General features: G+C 66.3%; 17 protein-coding genes. 14 read left to right on the plus strand and 3 right to left on the minus strand.

Annotated features, from left to right (window positions below; all coding sequences use genetic code 11):
* Nucleotides 1–14: 14 nt before the first annotated feature.
* The 3 genes from GLR48_RS24680 to GLR48_RS24690 all read right to left on the minus strand — a co-directional run bounded on the left by GLR48_RS24680 (nucleotide 15) and on the right by GLR48_RS24690 (nucleotide 1,726).
* Nucleotides 15–563 carry a helix-turn-helix transcriptional regulator gene (locus GLR48_RS24680; protein WP_237066790.1) on the minus strand — a complete coding sequence of 183 codons (549 nt, stop codon included), beginning with the start codon at nucleotides 561–563 and terminating at the stop codon, nucleotides 15–17.
* Nucleotides 563–1,081, minus strand: coding sequence for a hypothetical protein (locus GLR48_RS24685; RefSeq protein ID WP_237066792.1), 519 nt, complete (start codon nucleotides 1,079–1,081; stop codon nucleotides 563–565). Before GLR48_RS24685 ends, GLR48_RS24680 begins: the two co-directional genes overlap by 1 nt.
* Before the next feature lie 90 nt (nucleotides 1,082–1,171).
* On the minus strand, nucleotides 1,172–1,726 hold the full coding sequence (locus GLR48_RS24690) for a PepSY domain-containing protein (protein WP_237066795.1): 555 nt from the start codon (nucleotides 1,724–1,726) through the stop codon (nucleotides 1,172–1,174).
* A gap of 283 nt (nucleotides 1,727–2,009) precedes the next feature.
* On the opposite strand from GLR48_RS24690, the gene GLR48_RS24695 reads away from it, so the two are divergent.
* From GLR48_RS24695 to GLR48_RS24760, 14 genes are all read left to right on the plus strand, one after another.
* A complete protein-coding gene (locus GLR48_RS24695; RefSeq protein ID WP_237066796.1) occupies nucleotides 2,010–2,576 on the plus strand; it encodes a carboxymuconolactone decarboxylase family protein in 567 nt (188 codons plus the stop codon).
* A 174-nt stretch (nucleotides 2,577–2,750) separates the two neighbouring features.
* A complete protein-coding gene (locus GLR48_RS24700) occupies nucleotides 2,751–5,243 on the plus strand; it encodes a cation:proton antiporter (RefSeq protein WP_237066971.1) in 2,493 nt (830 codons plus the stop codon).
* A 110-nt stretch (nucleotides 5,244–5,353) separates the two neighbouring features.
* Complete coding sequence (locus tag GLR48_RS24705; protein WP_237066798.1) at nucleotides 5,354–6,451, plus strand: HlyD family secretion protein; 1,098 nt, start codon at nucleotides 5,354–5,356, stop codon at nucleotides 6,449–6,451.
* A 2-nt stretch (nucleotides 6,452–6,453) separates the two neighbouring features.
* Complete coding sequence (locus GLR48_RS24710) at nucleotides 6,454–8,040, plus strand: DHA2 family efflux MFS transporter permease subunit (protein WP_237066800.1); 1,587 nt, start codon at nucleotides 6,454–6,456, stop codon at nucleotides 8,038–8,040.
* 76 nt (nucleotides 8,041–8,116) lie between these two features.
* Nucleotides 8,117–9,235, plus strand: coding sequence for an efflux RND transporter periplasmic adaptor subunit (locus GLR48_RS24715; protein WP_237066802.1), 1,119 nt, complete (start codon nucleotides 8,117–8,119; stop codon nucleotides 9,233–9,235).
* Nucleotides 9,232–12,291 (plus strand): efflux RND transporter permease subunit, encoded by a 3,060-nt coding sequence (locus GLR48_RS24720; protein ID WP_237066804.1) that lies wholly within the window; start codon nucleotides 9,232–9,234, stop codon nucleotides 12,289–12,291. The genes GLR48_RS24715 and GLR48_RS24720 overlap by 4 nt, the downstream gene beginning before the upstream one ends.
* A 74-nt stretch (nucleotides 12,292–12,365) precedes the next feature.
* The gene (locus GLR48_RS24725) at nucleotides 12,366–13,415 is read left to right on the plus strand and encodes a Gfo/Idh/MocA family protein (protein WP_237066806.1); all 1,050 of its coding nucleotides are present in this window, start codon (nucleotides 12,366–12,368) and stop codon (nucleotides 13,413–13,415) included.
* Nucleotides 13,412–14,425: a Gfo/Idh/MocA family protein gene (locus tag GLR48_RS24730; RefSeq protein ID WP_237066808.1), complete on the plus strand. Its 1,014-nt coding sequence runs from the start codon at nucleotides 13,412–13,414 to the stop codon at nucleotides 14,423–14,425. The genes GLR48_RS24725 and GLR48_RS24730 overlap by 4 nt, the downstream gene beginning before the upstream one ends.
* Nucleotides 14,422–15,486 carry a Gfo/Idh/MocA family protein gene (locus GLR48_RS24735; RefSeq protein WP_237066810.1) on the plus strand — a complete coding sequence of 355 codons (1,065 nt, stop codon included), beginning with the start codon at nucleotides 14,422–14,424 and terminating at the stop codon, nucleotides 15,484–15,486. The genes GLR48_RS24730 and GLR48_RS24735 overlap by 4 nt, the downstream gene beginning before the upstream one ends.
* Before the next feature lie 45 nt (nucleotides 15,487–15,531).
* Entirely contained in the window at nucleotides 15,532–16,794 is a 1,263-nt protein-coding gene (locus GLR48_RS24740) for an ABC transporter substrate-binding protein (RefSeq protein WP_237066813.1), read from the plus strand.
* A 54-nt stretch (nucleotides 16,795–16,848) separates the two neighbouring features.
* Entirely contained in the window at nucleotides 16,849–17,817 is a 969-nt protein-coding gene (locus tag GLR48_RS24745; protein ID WP_237066815.1) for a carbohydrate ABC transporter permease, read from the plus strand.
* Nucleotides 17,810–18,871 carry a carbohydrate ABC transporter permease gene (locus GLR48_RS24750; protein WP_237066817.1) on the plus strand — a complete coding sequence of 354 codons (1,062 nt, stop codon included), beginning with the start codon at nucleotides 17,810–17,812 and terminating at the stop codon, nucleotides 18,869–18,871. Before GLR48_RS24745 ends, GLR48_RS24750 begins: the two co-directional genes overlap by 8 nt.
* Nucleotides 18,872–18,898: 27 nt before the next feature.
* Nucleotides 18,899–19,969, plus strand: coding sequence for an ABC transporter ATP-binding protein (locus tag GLR48_RS24755; RefSeq protein ID WP_237066819.1), 1,071 nt, complete (start codon nucleotides 18,899–18,901; stop codon nucleotides 19,967–19,969).
* 106 nt (nucleotides 19,970–20,075) lie between these two features.
* A complete protein-coding gene (locus tag GLR48_RS24760) occupies nucleotides 20,076–21,725 on the plus strand; it encodes an MFS transporter (protein ID WP_237066973.1) in 1,650 nt (549 codons plus the stop codon).
* The last annotated feature ends 43 nt before the right edge of the window (nucleotides 21,726–21,768 follow it).

Consider the following 21,768-nt stretch of genomic DNA (forward strand, 5'->3'; position numbering starts at 1 on the left):
ACGGGGTGTGATGGTCAGGCGGAGGCCTTGTCCTGTGCGTCGTCTTTCGACCAGTCCTTGTCGGGTTCCGGCAGGACCATCAGGTCGTCGAGGAACAGGCTGAGCAACTGGCCACGGCCGCTGACGCCAGCCTTGCGGTAGATGGCGTTGCTTTGCGCCTTGATCGTGCCTTCGCTGACGCCGCGCAGGCGGGCGATATCGGCCCCAGACAACCCCTTGATCGCGAAAAGGGCCACGTCACGCTCTGCCGGGGTCAGGCGCCAGCTGTCGAAGCGGTCCTCCAGCATCTGCATGAAGGCACCGGAGGCGCGGCGCAGCTGATCCTCGATCTCGGCCGAGCGGCGCAGGGTGCGTTGCAGCACGATGACGCCCAGAACCACGCCGAGGAGGAGGCCAAGGGCGGCGCCGAGTTCGATGTATTCGCTGATCTGCCAGCTGATCGGGACCAGCCCCAGAACCGATGAGAGGATGTTGGCCAGAAAGAAGATCGCGCAGAGAATCTGCACCAGAAGGATGGCCAGCAGGCCGGCGCCCCGGCGGTCAAGGCGCCGACGCGACGACATCAGTCGTCCTGCCCGTCGTCATCGGACCCGCTGTCGCCGCCACGGCCACGTCCCTTGCCGCCGCCATCGTCTCCACCGCCGGACCCACTGTTCCCGCCGTCACGCCCGTCGTCAGAGCCGCCATTGTCGTCGTGTCCGGCCCGGTCACCGTCATCGTCGCCACCGCGGGACCCCGATCCGCCACGACCACCCTTGTCATCGGACCCGCGGCCCGCGGCAGAGCGATCGTCGTTGCGACCCGCCTGCGGGTCCATGATGTGCGGCGTGGCGCGGCCCTTGTCGTCCCGCTCCTGCCAGTAATCGCGCAGGATCTCGCCTGTCTGCGGGTTGAAGACCATTTCCCGCTCCAGCCGGTCGCTGGTCGCCTCGAGCCGTGTCCGGCCCAGAAGGGTGCGGCTGACCTCGATCCGGGTGAAGCCCTGGTCGCGCAACTGCGACAGGATCGAGTCCTGCACAGTCTCGGCCCCGGCGACGGACGGCATCAGGCCGAGGCAGATCAAGATCAAATATTTCTGCACGGTGGCACTCTTTCACTGTGGAGGCCCCTGCATCGGTGCAGGGGCCCGCTGGCCATGTTCATTAACACGATTAGGTCCGGAATACCGAGATCAATCGTCGTCGCTGTCGTCATTCCGGTCCTCGCCGCCGTGCCGTCCGCCATCGGACTTGCCGCCGTTGTCATCGTTGCCGCCGGATGCATTGTCGCCACCATGGCCGCCGCGATCGCCGGAGTCGTGGTCGTCGCCGTCGTCGCCGTCGTCATCTGACCCATCGTCGTCGTTCATGCCGTCCGACCCGTGGTCGTCATCTTCCGCGTCGTCACCGCCACGGCCCCGTCCGCGGCCACGGTTGTCGTCGTCGGAGTCTTCGTTTGCTTGGTCGTCGTCACCTGGCATGCCGTTCATCATGCCGTCGTGATCCTCGACGTCATTGACTTCCTGCTTCAGGACGTCGCCGGTCGTGGCGTCGTAGGTGACTTCCAGCTGGCGGTCGCCCCGGATCGCTTCGACCTTGACCTGATTGTCGCGGGTCTTGACCTCGATGCGCGAGTAGCCCTGCTCGGTCAACTGGTCGACGACCTGCTCGCTGATGGACTGGGCGTGGCCCGCGATGGCGATTGTCGTCAGGAACGTGGCACAGGCGAGTGTGGTGCGGATGGACATGTCGTATTCCTCTCTGAATGGTCCAGCGGCGTGCCGGACCCTGACTGCAGAAAGAGGCCTTGGCGGCCGATTGGCCATTGACCCCAAGGTGCATGGCAGACCCGATCAACCTGCCATCTAGGACCATAAACTCAGGTTTACGACCTTTTGGTGCGCGTGCCAGTTGGCGTGGCGGATGATCCCGAGGCGCCTGCAGTCTGGTGGCCGGCTGCGATTTCGCGCAAGGATCGGCGGCAACGGACCGGCTGCGGTCCGCCCCCCGATGTCGCTGAAAGGACACCCGATGACTTGGCCCACCCCCCGTCTGGCGCCGCCAGACCCCGCGACCTATGATGCCGATCAGCAGCGGATCGCCGCAGAGATTGCCAGTGGGCCACGCGGCGTGGTTGCCGGACCGTTGGCCATCTGGCTGCACCGGCCGGGGCTGGCGGACACGGCGCAGGCGCTGGGGGCCTATTGCCGCTATGGCACGTCGCTGGGGCCGCGCCTGTCTGAACTGGCGATTCTGGTGACCGGGCGCGTCTTCGGATCCGAGTATGAATGGTTCGCCCACAAGGACCATGCCCTGGCCGCCGGCCTGCCTGCCGCCACGATCGAAGCGATTCGGCTGAACCAGACACCTGATTTCGAGACGGAGGAAGAGCGTGTCGTGTATGACGTCGCACGCGCAGCACACCTGAACCGACGGCTGGACGATGCGCTTTACGCCCGCGCGATGGACCTGCTGGGGCAGGACAGGCTGGTCGATCTGGTCGGGCTGCTGGGCTATTACACGCTGATTTCGCTGACGATCAACGTCTTTGGCGTGACCCCGCCGGACAGTGCCACACCGGAGCTTGCCGCGGGCTGACCCCGCGTCGCAGATGTCACGCCACATGGTTTCGCAATGGCCGAAGGACCGCCCCATGCGCGCCATGCCGGGATCAGGCAGATCGCCGCCGAGGCAGATTGGCTGCGGGGCGGTTGCGCCGAAATCGCATGCGCCGCCATTCCCCCGGCGGGCGTTGGGCGATATCTGACGGACATGGACATCATCCTCGTCACCACGATCATCGCCTCGCTGTTTCTGGTCATCGGTCTGGCAGAGCCGCTCGCGGCGCGCCTGCGGCTGCCTTACAGCGTGATCCTTGCCGTGCTGGGCGTCACCATTGCGGCGGGGGCCACGTTTTTCCTGCGCACGACGCTGACCGATGCGCTGAACCCGGTGGCCGAGGCGATTCTGGGTCTGCCGATCCGGTCGAACGTGTTCCTGTATGTCTTTCTGCCGACGCTGCTGTTTCAGGCGACGCTGGGGATGAACCTGCGGCGGATGCTGGACGACTGGGTGCCGATCCTGACGCTGGCGGTGGTCGCTGTCGTCGTGGCGACGGTCAGCGTGGGCTATGCCCTGTCATGGGCCAGCCCGTTGCCGCTGGCCGTCTGCCTGCTGATCGGCGCGATTGTGTCCACGACGGACCCGTCGGCGGTCGTGTCGATCTTTCGCTCGATCTCGGCCCCGCGCAGGCTGGCGCGGATCATCGAGGGCGAAAGCCTGCTGAACGACGCCGCGGCCATCGCGCTGTTTGGCCTTTTCATGGGATTTGTGATGCTGGGCACGCCGGACCCTTCGTTTTCGGACGCGATCGGCCGGTTCCCGATGCTGATCTTGGGCGGCGCGCTGGCGGGATGGATCGTGGCACGGCTGGCGGTCTGGATCATGGCGATGTTCGCCCGGCACGAGCGGGCGCAGATCACCGTGTCGGTGGCGTTGCCCTATCTGTCCTATATCATCGCGGAACAAAGCGTCGGGGCGTCGGGCGTGATCGCGGTCGTGACCGCCGGGCTGACGCTGAACCTGACCGGGCCGGGACGGTTGCCGCCGCAGGCCTGGACGTCCCTGCAAGAAGTCTGGGACCTGCTGGCGCATTGGGCCGGGGCGCTGATCTTTATCCTCGCCGCCCTGCTGATCCCGCGTCTGCTGGAGGCGGTGCGTCTGAACGACATCCTGCTGATCGGCGTCGTGATCCTTGCCGCCGTCGCCGCACGGGCGGTGATCCTGTTCGGGCTGCTGCCCTTGCTGACGCTGTTGCGCCTGTCGCCGGTGGTGGAACGCCCGTACCGGGCCGCGATCCTGTGGGGCGGACTGCGCGGGGCGGTGACGCTTGCGCTGGCGCTGGCGGTGACCGAAAGCGTGCGGGTGCCGGTCGAGGTGAAGCGCATCGTCGGCATCCTTGCCACCGGGTTCACGGTGTTCACCCTGATCGTGCAGGGGTCCACCCTGCGGATGGTGATCGGCTGGCTGGGCCTCGACAAGCTGTCGCCCATCGACGACGCCCTGTCGCGGCAGGTCGTCGCCGTCGCCTTGCAGACGGTGCGTGAAGACGTCGCCCGCACGACCGAGAATTACGACCTGTCGCGCGAGATCGTCCGATCCGAGGCGAAGCGCTTTGGCGAGCGTCTGGATGCGGCCGTCGATTCGGCCGAGGCGAATGCCGATATCCTGGACCGCGACCGGATCACGCTGGGGCTGATCGCGCTGGCGGGTCACGAGCGCGACACCATTCTGGCGCGGGTGCGGGAACGCACGATCTCGGCCCGGATGGCGGAACGGGTGCTGCTGGACGCGGACCAGTTGATCGAAGGCGCGCGGTCCGGCGGGCGTAGCGGGTATCAGCGGGCGGCGCGGCGCAACGTGGCTTACGGGCGTGCGTTTCAGGCCGGGGTGGCGTTGCAGCGGCGGCTGGGGATCACGGGGCCGCTGGCGCGGATGACGGCGGACCGGTTCGAACTGCTGCTGTCGCAGCGGCTGATCCTGCGCGATCTGGGCGCCTTCATCGACGGGCGCATCCGGCGCATCCACGGGCGGCGGGTCGGGGATCTGCTGCACGAACTTCTGTCGCGGCGGATCGAGGCGGCGGAGACGGCGCTGGAGGGGCTGCGCCTGCAATATCCGGGCTATGCCGAGGAGCTGGAGCGCCGGTTCATCCGCCGCACGGCGCTGCGGTTGGAAGAACGTGAATACAATGCGATGCGCGAGGACGGGTTGATCGGGTCCGAGGTCTATACCGCGCTGGTGCAGGACGTGGGCGCGCGCCGGGCCACGGCGGAGGATCGCCCGAAGCTGGACATCGCGTTGCAGCGCACGGATCTTGTGCGGCAATTCCCGGTCTTTACGGACCTCGACGACGCGGCTCTGGCGCGGCTGGGGCGCGCGTTGCAGACCGAATATGTGAATGCGGGGCAGGTGATCGTGCCGCGCGACAGCATCGCGACCCGCGTCTTCTTCATCGCCTCTGGTGCGGTCGAGATCGAGGCGGCGGGCCAGCCCCTGCGGCTGGGGCGCGGCGAGATGTTTGGCCAGTTGGCGCTGCTGACCCGCAGGCCGCGCCGGGCCGAGGTGCGCGCCATCGCGCCGTCGACCCTTCTGGTGCTGGACGAGATCCGCTTTCGCCGCCTGCTGGCGGCGAGCAGCGCCCTGCAAGCGGCGGTGCGCGCCAGTGCCGAGAAACGGGGCCTTGATCCCGATGCCGTGCTTTAGACCGGACCGACCTTGATGCGCCTGCGACCCAAGCTAATCTGTGACAGGCTTCGGGGCTGACAGCGCGGCAGGCTGCGTCCATGGGCGCAGAATTCGCGCGAGGTTCGCAGATGTCCGACACGTCAAACCGTTCGTCCGAGGGCGCAGATGCCCCGTCCAAAGCGAAAAAGGGATCGTCCCGGCGCAAGACCATCACGCTGATCATCGTGGCCGTCGTCGTGATCGTGGCCGTCGTGGGCGGCGTCCTTTATTACCTGCACGCGCGGCAGTTCGCGACGACCGACGATGCCTTTATCGGCGGTGACGTCGTGCGCGTGTCGGCGCAGGACTCGGGGACGCTGATCGCCGTGCCGGTCACGTCGAACCAGCGGGTCAAGGCGGGCGACGTGCTGGCGCAGATCGACGATTCCGCGACGCAGGCGGAACTGGCCCTGCGGCAGGCGCAACTGGCGCAGGCGAAAACCGGGATGGGCGAGGCGCAGGCCGGTATCACCGAGGCGCAGGCAGCACTGGCGGGAGCGAAGAGCAATGCCGCGGGCGCCGCGGTCACGGCCCGCAACGCGCGCACCAAGGCCGATCGTTACGCCGCATTGGTCGATCAATCCGGGCAGACGGCGATTTCCGCGCAGACCTACGACGATACGCTGGCCGCCGCCGACCAAGCCGAAGCCGCCGCGGATGTGGCTGCGACACAGGTCAAGACCGCCGAAAGCCGTGTCACGGCGGCAGAGGCGTCGGCCGCGTCCGCCCGCGCCAATATCGCGGCGGCCGAGGCGAATGTCGCGGCAACGCAGGTGAATGTGGACCACATGACGATCACGGCGCCCATCGACGGGCAGGTCGTGCAGAACAACGTGAATCTGGGGTCCTACGTCGCGGCGGGCACGCAGCTGATGGCGATCGTGCCGAACGACCTTTATGTGACCGCGAACTTCAAGGAAACGCAGATCGCCCAGATCCGTCCGGGGCAGACAGTCGACATCACCATCGACGCCTTTCCCGACGTGGATTTCACCGGAACCGTCGTGTCGATCCAGAACGGGGCAGGGCAGGCGTTCCAATTGCTGCCGCCGCAGAACGCCACCGGCAATTTCGTCAAGGTCGTGCAGCGGGTGCCGGTGCGGATTTCCATCGACAGTCCCACGCTTGGGTCCTATCCCGTCGGGCCGGGCATGTCGGTACTGCCCAGCATCCATCTGGACCACTGACCGTGGCGGGGGCTGCGACAGCCGGGGCAGGCGGGCAAGCCAGCGCCGGTGCGCCGGACCTGCCTCGCTCTGCCGCCGGGGTCGGTGGGCCGTGGCTGATGACCGTCGTCATCTCTGCCGCGACGTTCATGGAAATCCTCGACACATCCATCGCGAACGTGGCGCTGGCCAACATCTCTGGCGGGCTGGGGGTGTCGACCAGTCAGGGGACGTGGATCGTCACCAGCTATCTGGTCGCCAATGCGATCATCATTCCGGTCAGCGGGTTTCTGTCCAAGGCCATCGGGCGCAAGCGCTATTTCATGATCTCGATCGCGCTGTTCACGGCGGCGTCGCTGTTGTGTGCCGTGTCCACGTCGCTGGGGATGCTGATCCTGGCGCGCGTCCTGCAGGGCATTGGCGGCGGCGGGCTGGCCCCGGTGGAACAATCCATGCTGGCCGACAGCTTTCCGCCCGAAAAGCGGGGGCAGGCGTTTGCGGTCTTCGGCATCGTCGTGGTCGTGGCGCCGATCATCGGGCCGACCATCGGCGGCTGGATCACCAATGTCATCTCTTGGCACTGGATCTTTCTGATCAACGTGCCGGTGGGCATCTTTACCCTGTTCACCGTCGGTGCCGTGGTCAACGAACCCGCGGCGCTGGTCGATGAGACCGAAAAGTTGCGGGCGGGCGGGCTGAAGGTCGATTACATCGGATTCATCCTCGTGGCGGTCGGTCTGGCGGGATTGCTGGTCATGCTGGACCGGGGCGAGGCGGAGGGCTGGTTCGCCAGCAACCTGATCCTGACCATGGCCACGATGGCCGTCGTGGGTCTTGGCGGCATGGTCGCGTGGGAGCTGAACCACCCCGACCCCATCGTGCCGATCGGGTTGCTGGCGAACCGCAACTTTGCGATCTGCACGGTGTTGATCATGATCACCGGGCTGCTGGTCTTTGGCACGATCCAGATCATTCCGCAGATGCTGCAACAGGTGTTCGGCTATACCGCCTATGACGCGGGGCTGGCGCTGACCTACGGCGGGTTCATCTCGCTTTTGCTGATGCCGTTCGCGGGCGCGCTGTCGGGCAAGGTCGATCTGCGGCTGCTGCTGCTGCCCGCCTTCGCCACGCAGGCGGTGTCGTTCTGGTGGTTCAGCGGGTTCAGTCTGCAAAGCACATTCGGCGATGCGGCCTGGGGACGGTTCTTCATCTCGCTCGGGCTGCCGTTCATCTTTATCCCGATCACCTCTGCCGCCTATGTCGGGCTGAAGCCGGGGGAGTCGGACAAGGCGTCTGCCTTGCTTAACTTCTTTCGCAATCTGGGCGGGGCGTTCGGAATATCCCTGTGCCAGACACTGCTGGCGCGGCGGGAACAGGTGCAGCAGGCGCGGATGACCGAGGGGCTGAACGACTTGAACCCGGTGTTCCGCAATGGCCTCGATACGCTAACGACCCAGTTGGGCGGGCGGGACGCGGCGCTTGCCACGCTGTATCAGGATGTCCAGCGGCAGGCGGCGATGATGGCCTATATCGAGCTGTTCCATGTCCTCATGCTTCTGGTGCTGTGCATCCTGCCGCTGATCCTGCTGCTGCGCGCGCGCAAGACCTGAGTCCCGCGCGGGATGTCTGACATGTTGGGTCTGCGACCGAATGACGCCAAGGCGTTGACCTGCGGCCTGTGTCGCTATGTCGATGACCACCAGCGAAGGGATCCGCGTGTCCGGCATCATGAAGATCATCGCCAGCCTGTGCATCGTCGTGCTGTGCGGCGCGGCAGGCCTGTGGGGGACGCGGGCGCTGTTGTCCGGTGCGGACGCAAGTGCGGGTGATACGGCGGGGGGATCGCAGGCGATTCGTGTCGGCGTCGTCAGTCCGCAGGTTCGCGACGTCGAAGATGCGGTAACGACCGTGGGGACGCTGATTCCGATCCGCGCGGTGGCGCTTGTGCCGAATGTGCCGGGCCGCGTCGTTGCGGTGCCGGTGGTGTCGGGGCAGGACGTGGCGGCAGGCGATCTGTTGATCCAGCTGGACAACCGCGCCGCCCGCGCTGCACTGGCCGAGGCGGAAGCCACCCGGAGCGAGACCCGGCAGCAGTTCGAGCGGGTTGCGGAACTGGCCGACCGGAACACCGCCGCCGAGGCGCAGCTGGAAGAGGCCCGCGCCGCCTTTCGCCGGGCGGAGGCTGCCGTGGGGCAGGCCCTGTCGGATCTGGCGGACCGCGCCATCACCGCGCCCTTTGCCGGGACGCTGGGCCTGATCGACGTGGAGCCGGGCGCCGTTCTGGATGGCACGACCCCGGTGACACGCCTGTCGGACCTGTCCAGCGTCGCGGTCGCGGCCACCCTGCCGGAGCGGTATTTCGATCGGGTCGCCACGGACCAGACCGTCATCATCACGACGCCGGCCTATCCGGACGAGACGTTTCAGGGCCGGGTCACCGTCCGCGCGCCCGAGATCGAGATGGGAACGCGCAGCTTCAGCATCCGGGCAGAGATCGCCAACCCCGGTCACCGGCTGGTGGGTGGCATGTTTGCCAATGCGCGGCTGGTGTTCGACACCTATGACGGGCTGGCCATTCCCGATGATGCGATCATCAGCGAGGGGCTGACCACTTATGTCTATGTCGTGCAGGACGGCAGCGCCGTTCGCACCGATGTCAGCCTCGGCACGGCTTTGGGTGAGCTGACAGAGGTGCGCGACGGGCTGGAGGCCGAGGACCGCGTCGTGGTGGCGGGCTGGGACGACCTGACCGACGGCGCGCGCGTCGCGATCGACGCGGATTTCAACGGCGAGGGTCTTGAATGACGCTGCCTGACCTGTGCGTGCGGCGCCCGGTCCTTGCGACCGTGATGTCGATCCTGATCGTGATCGTGGGCATCGCGGGGCTGATCAACATGCCCGTGCGCGAATTGCCCGATACGTCGACAGCGCAGGTCACGGTCAGTGTCGCCTATACCGGGGCGGGTCCGGCGGTCGTGGACAGCGAGTTGGCCAGCGTGATCGAAGGTGCGATTTCCACCGTTGCGGGGATCGACCGCATTTCGACGGAATCGGAACTGGGCGGCCTGCGGACGGTCATCACCTTTCGTCAGGGCCGCGATGTGGATCAGGCGGCGTCGGACGTCCGTGCTGCCGTGCAGGCCGTGTCCGGCGACCTGCCGGAGGAGGCCGAAGAACCCGAAGTCTCCAAGAACGACAGTCAGGGCGATCCGATCGTCTGGATGACGATGGCGTCCGACACCTTGTCCGCGCCCGAGCTGACCGATTACGCCGACCGGTTCGTCACCGACCGGCTGGAAACGCTCGCGGGCGTGGCCGCCGTGCAGATCTATGGTGACCGGCCCTATGCCATGCGGGTCTGGCTCGACCCCGACCGCATGGCGGCGCGCGGAATCACCGCGACCGAAATCGCGGAGGCATTGCGGGCCAACAACCTTGAACTGCCGGCGGGCCAGATCGAAAGTGCGTCGCGCACCTATCTGCTGCGGACCCAGACGCGGCTGTCCAGCGTGGCGGACTTCGAAGGGCTGATCGTGGCCAACGGCGATACCGGGCGGATCACGCTGGCTGACGTGGCACGGGTCGAGATCGGGACGGAAAGCGATGACAGCCAGTTCCGGTCGAACGGCGAAACCGCCATCGGGCTGGGTGTGCTGCGGCAGTCGGCGGCCAACACGCTGACGATCTCTTCGGCGGTCGAGGCCGAGGTTGCCGCGATCCGCGAAGACCTGCCGGGCGGCACGCGCTTGCAGGTGACATCGGACGACGCGGATTTCATCCGCAATTCCATCACGCAGGTCCTGATGACGCTGGCGATTTCCGTGGGCATCGTGGTCGCGGTGATCTTTGCCTTCCTGACGTCGCTGCGTGCCACGATCATCCCTGCCGTCACGATCCCCATCGCGCTGCTGGGGGCCTGTGCGGGCATTGCCGTCATGGGGTTTTCAGTCAACATCCTGACGCTTTTTGCGCTGATCCTTGCGATCGGGCTGGTCGTGGATGACGCCATCGTCGTCCTTGAAAACATTGAACGCCGGATCGAGGCGGGCGACGACCCGAAAGAAGCCGCCCGCACCGGGGCGAACGAGGTCTTCTTTGCGGTGGTGGCGACCTCTGCCGTGCTGATCGCGGTCTTTGTCCCGCTGTCGTTTCTGCAAGGCGAGATCGGCCAGTTGTTCCGGGAATTCGGGATCACGCTGGCGATAGCCGTGGCGCTGTCGACCTTCGTGGCGCTGACACTCTGCCCGGTCATGGCGAGCCTCGTGCTGAAGAAGGGCATGAACGACAGGCGGTTCGCCCGCATCGTCAAGACGGCGACGGACCGGCTGTCCAGCGGTTATCGCAGTCTGCTGACCCGTGCGATCCGCGCGCCGCTGGTCATCCTCGCCCTTGCGGCGGGGCTGACCGGCATGTCGTGGACGCTGTATCAGACCTTGCCGTCGCAGCTGACCCCTGACGAGGATCGCGGGACCTTTTTCGTGTCGGTGCAGGCACCCGCCGGGTCGGCGCTTGGCCTGACGGACGCGGCGGTGGCGCAGGTCGAGGACCTGATCGCACCCTACCGCGAGGCGGGTCTGGTCATCGACCTGATCGCCATCGTCGGCCAGTACGGCGAGACCGGGCGCGCCTTTCTGGTGGCAACCATGTCCCCCTGGGATGCGCGCGACAAAGGCCCGCGCGAGATCCTGTCGGAACTGCGCCCCGCCTTTGACCGGATCACGCTGGCCAGCGTGCGCAGCTTTGCGCCGTCCGGTCTGGGCGGCGGCGGCGGGTCCGGGCTGGATCTTATCGTGACCGCGCCGAGCTTTGACGCCGCCGCAGATTATTCGGAACAACTGGCCCAGCGGTTGCGCGACAATGGCGACATCGTCAGCGTGCGCCGCGATTACGAGGTCAACACGCCCGGATTTGACATCAACGTCAACCGCGATCTGGCGCGCGAGATCGGGATCGACGCGCAGGCGATTTCCGACGCGGTGCGCACCTTCTTTGCCTCGGCCGAGGTGACGGCGTTCATCTCTCAGGACCGGCAGTATCCGGTCATCCTGCAGGCGCCGGACGACCGCCGCAACGCCGCCAGCGATCTGCGCGGCATCAATGTGCGGGCCGATAATGGCACGCTGGTGCCGCTGGACGGGCTGGTGACGCTGGAACGTCGCGCGTCGGTCGCGGCCTTCAATCGGCTGGACCGGCAGCCGTCGGTCGAGATTACCGCGTCCCTTGCCGACGGCGTCGATCTGGGGTCCGCCATCGCGACGATCGAGCGGATCGCGCAGGACCTGCCGCCGCAGATGCAGATCGCCTATTCCGGGCAGGCCGAAAGCTTTCAAGAGACGTCGGGCGGTATCGCGGTGACCTTCGGTCTGGCGCTGATGGTCGTGTTCCTCGTGCTGGCGGCGCAGTTCGAAAGCTTTATCCAGCCGGTCATCATCCTGTTGTCGGTGCCGCTGGCCGTGGCGGGGGCGCTGCTGACCCTGCTGGCGGTGGGCGAGGCGGTGAACATCTATACGCAGGTCGGCATGGTCATGCTGATCGGATTGATGGCCAAGAACGGCATCCTGATCGTCGAGTTCGCGAACCAGTTGCGGGACCAAGGCTATGCGGTGCGCGAGGCCGCCATCGAGGCTGCGACAGTTCGCCTGCGCCCGATCCTGATGACCGTGCTGTCGACGGTTCTGGGTGCGGTGCCGCTGGTGTTGTCCAGCGGGGCAGGGGCCGCAAGCCGCGTGTCCATCGGGATCGTCATCATCGGCGGTTTCCTGGCCGCATCGGTGCTGACCTTGTTTCTGACGCCGGTGCTGTATGATCTTTTGCAATGGGACCGGAAGGCGGACGCGAAGACATCGCAGCGCACCGCCTGAGGGCCGCGGCCGCGCTTGACGACCGGTATACCGAAGTGCACCATGCGGGGGCTTTGGGTGAGGATCCGCGCGTCATGGCCGATACGACAAGCGCGACAGCGGCCCTGATCGGGGCCGGGATGGTCGCAAGGACCCATGTCGCAGCCATCGCGGATGCCGGGTCGGTGCGGTTGAAAACTATCTGCGGACGCAGCTTGCCACGCGCGCAGAGGCTGGCAGAGGAAACGACGGCGCTGACCGGATATGCCGTTGCCGCAACGACGGATCTGGCGGCGGTGGCGGCGGACACGCAGATCGACTTTGCCATCGTGCTGACCCCGCCGGATGCCCGCGCCGCGATCATCCGCCCGCTGGCACAGGCGGGCAAGCATATCCTGCTGGAAAAACCAATGGGCCGCACGGCGGAGGAAGCGCGCGAGGTTGTCGCGATCTGCCGCGCGGCTGGCGTCACGCTGGGCGTCGTGTTCCAGCACCGGGTGCGAGAGGCGTCCCGCGCCGCCGCAAGACGGATCGCAGCGGGCGATCTGGGTGCGCTCGGGCTGGTCGAGATTGCGGTGCCCTGGTGGCGGGATCAGGCCTATTACGACGAGCCGGGGCGCGGCAGTTATGCCCGCGACGGGGGCGGGGTGCTGATCTCTCAGGCGATCCACACGATCGACTTGGCGCTCAGCCTTGCGGGACCTGTCACATCAGTGCGCGCCATGGCCGCGACGACACGCTTTCACGAGATGGAGTCCGAGGATTTCGTCACCGCCGGTCTGACATTTGCCAATGGCGCAGTGGGGTCGATGGTCGCCAGCACGGCGAGTTTTCCGGGTGGTGCGGAGTCCATCACGCTGCATTTCGACCGGGCAAGCCTGCACCTCGCGTCCGGGCAGCTGGTCACGCGCTGGCGCGACGGGCGGGTCGACACCGAAGGGGCGACCGGCGGCACCGGTGGCGGGGCCGATCCGATGGCATTCACCCACGCCTGGCATCAGGACATCATCACCGATTTTGCGGCGGCGATTGCCGCAGGCCGCGACCCCATCGTCACGGGGCAGGCCGCCTTGGCCGCCCATGATCTGATCGACGCAACCATCCGGTCGGCCAGCAGCGGCCGGACCGAGGAGATAGCCCAATGACCACCCCCCTGCGCTTCGCTGCCATCGGCATCGACCACCGCCATGTCTACGGCATGGCCGCCAACATGATCGACGCGGGCGCCGTCTTTGCCGGTTGGCACACCGAAGGGCATCCGAATACCGAAGAGGGTTTTGTCGAGCGGTTCCCTGAAGTGCCGCGCGCAGCCGACGCGCAGGCGCTGCTGGACGATCCCGGCATCGAGCTGATCCTGCTGTCCGGCATCCCGCGCGACCGCGCCGGTTGGGCTGCCCGCGCGATGGAGGCGGGCAAGGATGTGCTGAGCGACAAGCCCGGCTGCACCACCGAAGATCAGCTGGCGATGCTGCAGGACACCGTCGCGCGGACCGGGCGCATCTGGTCCATCGATTTTTCCGAACGGTTCGAGGTGCCCGCCGTGACCCGCGCGGCAGAGCTGGTGGCCGAAGGTGCTGTGGGGCGTGTGATCCAGACGCTTGGTATCGGGCCGCACCGGCTGAACCGGCCATCGCGGCCCGACTGGTTTTTCGACCGCGCCGCCTATGGCGGCATCCTGACCGACATCGCCAGCCACCAGATCGACCAGTTCCTGTTCTTTACAGGTTCGACCGACGCCACGGTCACGCTGGCGCGTGTCGCCAACTACGCCAACCCCGACGATCCGGGTCTGCAGGATTTCGGAGAGATTGCCCTGCAAAGCCCGCAGGGCCACGGCTATATCCGGGTGGACTGGTATACGCCGGACGCGCTGCCGACCTGGGGCGACGGGCGGCTGACGATCCTTGGCACCGAAGGCTATATCGAGTTGCGCAAGTATGTGGACGTGGGCCAGCCGGGGACGGATCACCTGATCCTCGTGAACGGGACGCGGTCGGAGAAGATCGACGCCTCGGGTGCCGGCCTGCCGTTCTTTGCGCGGCTGATCGCGGATATCCGCGACCGGTCGGACACCGCGATGACGCAGGCGCATGTCTTCAAGGTCTGCGCGCTGTCGCTGCAGGCGCAGGCCATGGCAGAGGCGGCCAACGCATGATCGGCGTCGCCATCATCGGTGCCGGGATCGGGGCAGAGCATCTGGCCGGCTATCGCGCGCTGCCGGACCGGTTCGCCGTCACGACCCTTTGTGATCTGGATACCGCCCGCGCCGCGAAAGCGACTGGCGGGGATCCGGCCATCGCCGTGACCGGCGATCTGGACGCGGTGCTGCGCGACCCCGACATCGACCTTGTCGATGTCTGCCTGCCGCCGCACCTGCACTTTCCGATCACGCTGCGGGTGCTGCGGGCGGGGAAGCATGTGATCTGCGAAAAGCCCATCGTGCGCGCGCTGTCAGAGGCCGATGAGTTGGAACGCGCGGCCCTGTCGGCGAACCGTCAGGTCTTTCCGGTCTTTCAGTACCGCTTCGGGCGCGCGATGCAGCAGCTGGTGGCGCTGCAGCAGGCGGGGCTGGCGGGCAAGGCCTACGTGGCCAGCATCGAGACGCAATGGAACCGTGGCACCGCCTATTATGACATTCCGTGGCGGGGCACATGGGCGGGCGAATCCGGTGGCGCGTTGCTGGGGCATGCGATCCACGCCCACGATCTTCTTTGCCATATTCTTGGTCCTGTGGCCGCAGTCTCTGCCATGGCGGATACCCGGGTGAACGCGATCGAGACGGAGGATTGCGCCGCCCTCGCGTTCCGGATGGACAGCGGCGCGCTGGCGACGAGTTCGGTGACGCTGGGCGGTGGCGACGACACCACGCGGCTGCGGTTCTGCTTTGAGGGCTTCACCGCCGAAAGCGGCACGGCGCCCTATACGCCCGCGCAGTCCGCATGGCGCTTCATCGCCCGCGCGCCGACGACACAAGGTCAGATCGACGCGGTGACGGAGGCGGTGCCGGAGGGGCACGGCGGGTTTGCGGGCTATCTGGAGGCGGTGGCGGACGCATTGGACGGCGCGCCGGGGCGCGAGGTCAACCTTGCGGCGGGGCGCCGGTCCATTGAACTGGTGACGGCGATCTACACCGCGATCCGGAGTGGCACGACGGTCCGTCTGCCACTCGCGCCGGATTCGGAATTTTACAACGGTTGGATGCCTTCGCTAGGGTGAGGCGAGACAATCAGCCAGCACACGGCATCTGGGAGGAGCCTGACGATGAAAAAGACGATTTTGCGGACGACGGCGATTGCGGCCGGTCTGGGTTTGACGGCCGGGGCGGCGATGGCACAGGACATCCGGTTCCAGTGCTATTCCGACGGCAACGAATGCGAGGTCTACGACGACCTGCTGTCGCGGTTCGAGGCCGAAAACGAAGGCGTCAACATCACCGTGGACGTGGTGCCCTATCAGGCGATCCTTGAAAACCTGCCGGTGCAGCTGGCGGCCGGCAACGGGCCGGACATGGCCAAGGTCACGGATCTGGGCGGTCTGAATCAGTATTACCTCGACCTCGCGCCCTATATCGACACGGCCTATTGGGACGCATCCTTTGGCAACACGCTGGACTGGTATCGCGCCGGCGACCGGCAGGGGTATTACGGGCTGCATTCGCAACTGACCATCACCGGCGGTTTCGTGAACGCGACCCTGTTCGAGCAGGCGGGAGTCGAGATGCCGGGTGCGGGGGCCACGTGGGACGACTGGGCCACCGCGACCCGCGCCGTGGCCGAGGCGACGGACGCGGATTTCCCGATGGCGATCGACCGGTCCGGGCACCGCGTGGCGGGTCCGGCGATTTCCTACGGGGCCAAGTTCCTCGATGCGGAGGGCAAGGGCACCTTTGATGGGTTCGAACCCTTCGCCGCGCAGTTCGTGGCCTGGAACGAGGACGGCACCATGGCGCGCGACGTCTGGGCCAGTCAGGGCGGCGCCACATATGCGGATGCGGCGCAGGAGTTCATCAACGGCGAGGTCGTGCTCTACTACTCCGGGTCGTGGCAGGTCAGCCGGCTGGATGAACAGGTCGGCGATTTCTTCGATTGGAAGGTGATCGGATCGCCCTGCGGTCCGACCGGGGCATGCACCGGGATGCCGGGCGGCGCGGGGATCGTGGGATTCGAGCAGACCAAGAACCCTGAGCTGGTGGCGAAGATCATCGACTACCTCGCGCAGAAGGACATCTATGCCGAGGCCGCCGCGCGGACCCGCAACCTGCCCGCGCATCATGGCGTGGCCGCCGACGGTGTGACGTTCGAGGGCGTGACGCCCGCAGCACAGGACGCGCTGAGCGCCTTTGCCGCCGACCTTGCCAATGTCTCGCCCACCGCTTTTGCCTATCAGGGCTACGCAGGCAACCGGGCGATGTTCGGCATCACGGTAGAGCGTCTGAGTCAGGCCATCGTGGGCGAATTGTCGGTCGAGGATGCGATGACCCGCATGACCGACGATCTGGCTGCTGCCGTCGCCGGGTCGCAGTAACGCGACGCCCCCCGCCGCAGCACGCGGCGGGGGGTCTTTTCCGGCGGAGCGCCCATGCTGACGATCATCACACCGATCATGCGGATCATCGAGATCCCGATGCTGGCCCTGCAACGCCTGCTGGGGATCAACAAACTCGCGTGGGCGTTCCTGTTGCCGAACCTGATCCTGTTCGGGCTGTTCGCATTTCTGCCGGTGATCCTGAACGTCTTCTACGCCACCAGCGGCAGCGACAACGTGCTGTTGCAGAACCGGCCGTTTGTCGGTGCGCAGAATTTCGGCAACCTGCTGGATTGCGGCAATTACATCGACCCGAACTCCTGCCGCGAGGACAAGTTCTGGCGCGCGGTCTGGAATACGGTGACCTTCGTTGCGCTGCAGGTCGGCTTCATGGTGGGCTTCGCCTTGCTGACGGCGGTGATCCTGAACGGCAAGATTAGGGCACGAGGGTTCTTTCGGTCGGTCTTCTTCTTTCCTGTGCTGCTGTCGCCGGTTGTCGTGGCGCTGATCTGGAAATGGATCCTGCAGCGCGAGGGGGTGCTGAACGCATTCCTCGATTGGACCGGCATCGGCGGGATCAACTGGCTGGTGGATGCGCAATGGGCGTTCGGATGGTCGGTCTTCATCTCGGTCTGGGCGCACATGGGGTTCTATACGCTGATCCTGCTGGCGGGCCTGCAGGCCATTCCGCGCGACGTCTACGAGGCGGCGACCATGGACGGCGCGTCTGGCTGGCGCACGTTCCGGCGCGTCACCTTGCCGCTGCTGTCGCCCACGATGCTGGTCGTGCTGGTGCTGGCGCTGATCCGCGGCGTGCAGACCTTTGACGAGATCTATGCCTTTACCGGGGGCGGGCCGGGGACGGCCACGACCTTCATCATCCAATACATCTATGAACGCGGGTTTGCGGGTGCGCCGCGGCTGTTCGGTCTGGCCGCCGCCGCGTCCCTGCTAGTGGCGGGTGTGCTGGTGGTGCTGACGCTGGTGCAACTGTGGGCCAACCGGAGGAATGTCGATGGCTGAACGCAGCGGCGTCATGGGGTTCCTGACCGCGACGCGGGGCAGGGGGCGGCTGCACTGGACCGACTGGGTATCCTATGGCTACCTCATGTTCGGGATCGTGCTGATGTTCGGGCCGGTGGTCTGGCTGGTGCTGTCCAGCTTCAAGGACCAGAACGAGCTCGACCGGTTTCCGCCGCGTTTTCTGCCTTATACGCGGGAAACGCTGGTGGTGCCGGGATTCGATGACCCGCTGCCCGCATTCACTGTGACATCGGGCGATCTGGCGGGGCAGACTGTGGGGCAGACCCGCCGCGCCGCGGGGCGTGCCGAGGTCGTGTCGCCCGACAACCCCGAAGAGCGCATCCGCCTGACCGCCGACATGCTGCAACCGATCGAGCGGGTGGCTTTTGCGACCAGCAACTACAGCCAGTTGTTCGCACGCTTCGATTTTCTGCGGTATTTCTGGAATTCGACCTTCATCACCATTGCGGCGACGGTCCTGATGCTGCTGGTCAATTCCATGGCCGCCTTTGCCCTGTCGAAATACCAGTTCCGCGGACGCAACGCAGTGCTGCTGATCGTCATCGGCACGCTGATGATCCCGCAGACCGTCGTGCTGGTGCCGCTGTTCCTGATCGTGACGAAACTGGGCATGTTCAACAGCCTTTGGGGGGTCATCATTCCCGGCGCCGCCACGCCGACCGGCGTGTTCCTGCTGCGGCAATACATGATCACCATTCCGGACGAGATCCTCGATGCCGCACGGATGGACAAGGCCAGCGAGTGGAAGATCTTCTGGCGGATCATCCTGCCGCTATCGGCTCCCGCCATCGCGGTGCTGGCGATCCTTGCGATCATGTGGCGCTGGAACGATTTCCTGTGGCCGCTGATCGTGCTGACCAGGACCGAAAACTTTACCCTGCAACTTGCGCTGAATTCGTTTCAGGGCGAGTTGCAGACGGACTGGCCCAGCCTGCTGGCGATGACCGTGCTGACGCTGCTGCCGATCGCCGCGGTGTTCATGTTCCTGCAGAAATACATCGCGACGGGCATCGCCTCGACCGGGGGGAAATGACGATGACCAGATGGGGAAAGAACTGACATGGCCAGGGTTGAACTGCGGCAGGTCCGCAAGTCCTACGGCGACGTCGAGGTCATCAAGGGCATCGACCTTGACGTGCAGCACGGAGAGTTCTGCGTCTTCGTCGGCCCGTCCGGCTGCGGCAAGTCCACGCTGCTGCGGATGATCTCTGGGCTGGAGCCGATCAGCGGGGGCCAGATCGTGATCGACGACGCGGTGGTCAACGATATTCCCGCCGCCGACCGGGGCCTTGCGATGGTGTTTCAGTCCTACGCGCTCTATCCCCATATGTCCGTGCGGCAGAACCTGAGTTTCGGGCTGGAAAACATCAACACGCCCAAGGCCGAGATCAAGGCGAAGGTCGATCAGGTGTCCAAGATGCTGCAGATCGACATGCTGCTCGACCGCCGCCCGAAGGATCTGTCCGGCGGGCAGCGCCAGCGTGTCGCCATCGGGCGCGCCGTGGTGCGCGAACCGCGGGTGTTCCTGTTCGACGAGCCCTTGTCGAACCTTGATGCGGAGTTGCGCGTCGACATGCGCAAGGAGATCACGGCCCTGCACCGGCGGCTGGAAAACACGATGATCTATGTCACGCACGATCAGGTCGAGGCGATGACCATGGCCGACAAGATCGCGGTCCTGCGGCTAGGAGAGCTGGAGCAGTTCGGGCGGCCGCTGGATCTGTATAATCGGCCCCGCAACCTGTTCGTGGCCGGCTTCATCGGGTCGCCCAAGATGAATTTCATCACGGGTCAGATCGACGGCGACGCCGTTGCGCTGGGAACGGGCGAGCGAATGCCGTTGCCCGCTGCGGGGTTCCGTCATCAGCCGGGGCAGACGGTGACGCTGGGCATCAGGCCAAACCATCTGAGCGTCGGTGACGACGGGCCGATCCGGATGACGGTCGCCAGCGTCGAGCAACTGGGCGGCGAGTCCTATATCTATGGCGCTTTGTCGGATGGTGGCGCGATTGCCCTGCACCTGTCCGGGCAGGTCGGCGCCCGGATCGGAGAGGTCTTGACCATCCGTGCCGACCCGGCAGAGGTTCATCTGTTCGACACCGAAAGCGGTTTGTCCCTGCGCAGTGACTGACGGTTGCCGGTGACAGACCGGATCGCTAAACATTCATTGACGTCGGCCTGTGGGGTGCCATGTTCTGCGGCGTGCCGCGACCGATCATACCCTAAGGAGACCCGTCCTGCCCGGTCAACCCATATCCCCGTTTTCGGTGCCGATCTTCCGCTCTATCTGGCTGGCGTCGATGTCGTCGAACTTCGGCGGGTTGGTGCAGGCCGTGGGGGCGTCATGGTTGATGACCACGCTGTCGGATTCCCCCCAAGAGGTGGCGCTGGTGCAGGCCTCGACCGCGCTACCGATCATGTTCTTCTCGCTGGCGGCGGGGGCGATTGCCGACAACCTTGACCGGCGCAAGGTGATGCTGTGCGCGCAGATCTACATGGTTGTGGTGTCCTTGCTGCTGGCGTTCTTTGCGTGGAACGACTGGCTGACGCCCTGGGGGCTGCTGGGATTCACCTTTGCCATCGCCTGCGGCACGGCGCTGAACAACCCGGCGTGGCAGGCCGCCGTCGGGGACATGGTGCCGCGCAATGCCTTGCCCGGGGCGGTGGCGCTGAATTCGATGGGGTTCAACATGGCGCGGTCCGTAGGGCCGGCGATTGGCGGGGCCATCGTGGCCGTGGCGGGGGCGGCGGGTGCCTTCCTGACGAATGCGCTGAGCTATATCGGGCTGATTGTGGTGCTGCTGCGCTGGCACCCGGACCGAAAGCCGCGCACGCTGCCGCGCGAGCGGATCGACGTCGCCATGGCTGCCGGTCTGCGCTACGTCGCGATGTCGCCGAACCTGTGCATCGTGCTGCTGCGCGGGTGTTTGTTCGGTGCGGCGGCGGCGGCGATTCCGGCGCTGATGCCCATCGTGGCGCGCGATCTGATCGTTGGCGGGCCGCTGACTTACGGCATCCTGCTGGGCGCCTTCGGGATCGGTGCCGTGGGCGGTGCGCTGTCGAGTGGGCGGCTGCGGGCGCGTTTCACGACCGAAGGCATCGTGCGGATCGCCTCTGTCGCCATGGTGCTGGGCGCTGTCGGAGCGGGGCTCAGCCGGACGCTGATCCTGACGCTGCCCGCGCTGATGCTGGCGGGATCGGGCTGGGTGCTGGCGCTGTCGACCTTCAACGTCACGGTGCAGCTGTCGACGCCGCGCTGGGTCGTCGGGCGGGCGCTGTCACTGTATCAGATGGCGACCTTCGGCGGCATGGCGGCGGGCGCCTGGGGGTTCGGCGCCGTGGCCGAAAGCCATGGTGTGACCCTCGCCCTGCTGGCGGCGGCGGCATTGCAGGCGGCGGGGGGCGTGTCGGGGCTGGTCCTACCGCTGCCTGCGGGCGGGGACGAAGACCTTGAACCGCTGGACAATCTGGGCGAGCCGGAGACGGCGGTGCCGGTTCACGCCCGGTCCGGACCGATCGTCATCACGATCGAGCACCGGGTGCCCGAGGCGAACATTCCCGCCTTCGTGCGCGCGATGAACGAGAGGCGGCGCATCCTGCGCCGGGACGGTGCGCAACGCTGGACGCTGCTGCGCGATCTGGCCGAGACCGAGCTGTGGATCGAACGCTATCACGTGGCGACCTGGCTGGAATACATCCGTGACCGGCAGCGCCGGACCCGTGCCGATCAGGAGAACTCTCAACAGATCCGCGCGTTGCATATCGAAGGGCATGCCCCCCGCGTCCACCGGATGATCGAACGCCCCGTCGGATCGGCGTCGTCAGAGCATACGCCCGGCGGGCAGGAGGCCGGCGATCCGATGACGGACCCGACGCGGGCGAACTAGAAGGCTGGCGACGGGGCGGATGATAAGCTATCCTCCTTTAGCG

It is taken from the genome of Loktanella sp. M215 (genome assembly GCF_021735925.1).
Taxonomy (GTDB): Bacteria; Pseudomonadota; Alphaproteobacteria; order Rhodobacterales; family Rhodobacteraceae; genus Loktanella.

Excerpts from the sequence above, each read along its gene's own strand:
- GLR48_RS24680 (WP_237066790.1), bottom strand. The coding sequence starts at position 563 with ATGTCGTCGCGTCGGCGCCTTGACCGCCGGGGCGCCGGCCTGCTGGCC.
- GLR48_RS24690 (WP_237066795.1), bottom strand. The coding sequence starts at position 1,726 with ATGTCCATCCGCACCACACTCGCCTGTGCCACGTTCCTGACGACAATC.
- GLR48_RS24695 (WP_237066796.1), top strand. The coding sequence starts at position 2,010 with ATGACTTGGCCCACCCCCCGTCTGGCGCCGCCAGACCCCGCGACCTAT.
- GLR48_RS24700 (WP_237066971.1), top strand. The coding sequence starts at position 2,751 with ATGGACATCATCCTCGTCACCACGATCATCGCCTCGCTGTTTCTGGTC.
- GLR48_RS24705 (WP_237066798.1), top strand. The coding sequence starts at position 5,354 with ATGTCCGACACGTCAAACCGTTCGTCCGAGGGCGCAGATGCCCCGTCC.
- GLR48_RS24715 (WP_237066802.1), top strand. The coding sequence starts at position 8,117 with ATGTCGATGACCACCAGCGAAGGGATCCGCGTGTCCGGCATCATGAAG.
- GLR48_RS24720 (WP_237066804.1), top strand. The coding sequence starts at position 9,232 with ATGACGCTGCCTGACCTGTGCGTGCGGCGCCCGGTCCTTGCGACCGTG.
- GLR48_RS24725 (WP_237066806.1), top strand. The coding sequence starts at position 12,366 with ATGGCCGATACGACAAGCGCGACAGCGGCCCTGATCGGGGCCGGGATG.
- GLR48_RS24730 (WP_237066808.1), top strand. The coding sequence starts at position 13,412 with ATGACCACCCCCCTGCGCTTCGCTGCCATCGGCATCGACCACCGCCAT.
- GLR48_RS24735 (WP_237066810.1), top strand. The coding sequence starts at position 14,422 with ATGATCGGCGTCGCCATCATCGGTGCCGGGATCGGGGCAGAGCATCTG.
- GLR48_RS24740 (WP_237066813.1), top strand. The coding sequence starts at position 15,532 with ATGAAAAAGACGATTTTGCGGACGACGGCGATTGCGGCCGGTCTGGGT.
- GLR48_RS24745 (WP_237066815.1), top strand. The coding sequence starts at position 16,849 with ATGCTGACGATCATCACACCGATCATGCGGATCATCGAGATCCCGATG.
- GLR48_RS24750 (WP_237066817.1), top strand. The coding sequence starts at position 17,810 with ATGGCTGAACGCAGCGGCGTCATGGGGTTCCTGACCGCGACGCGGGGC.
- GLR48_RS24755 (WP_237066819.1), top strand. The coding sequence starts at position 18,899 with ATGGCCAGGGTTGAACTGCGGCAGGTCCGCAAGTCCTACGGCGACGTC.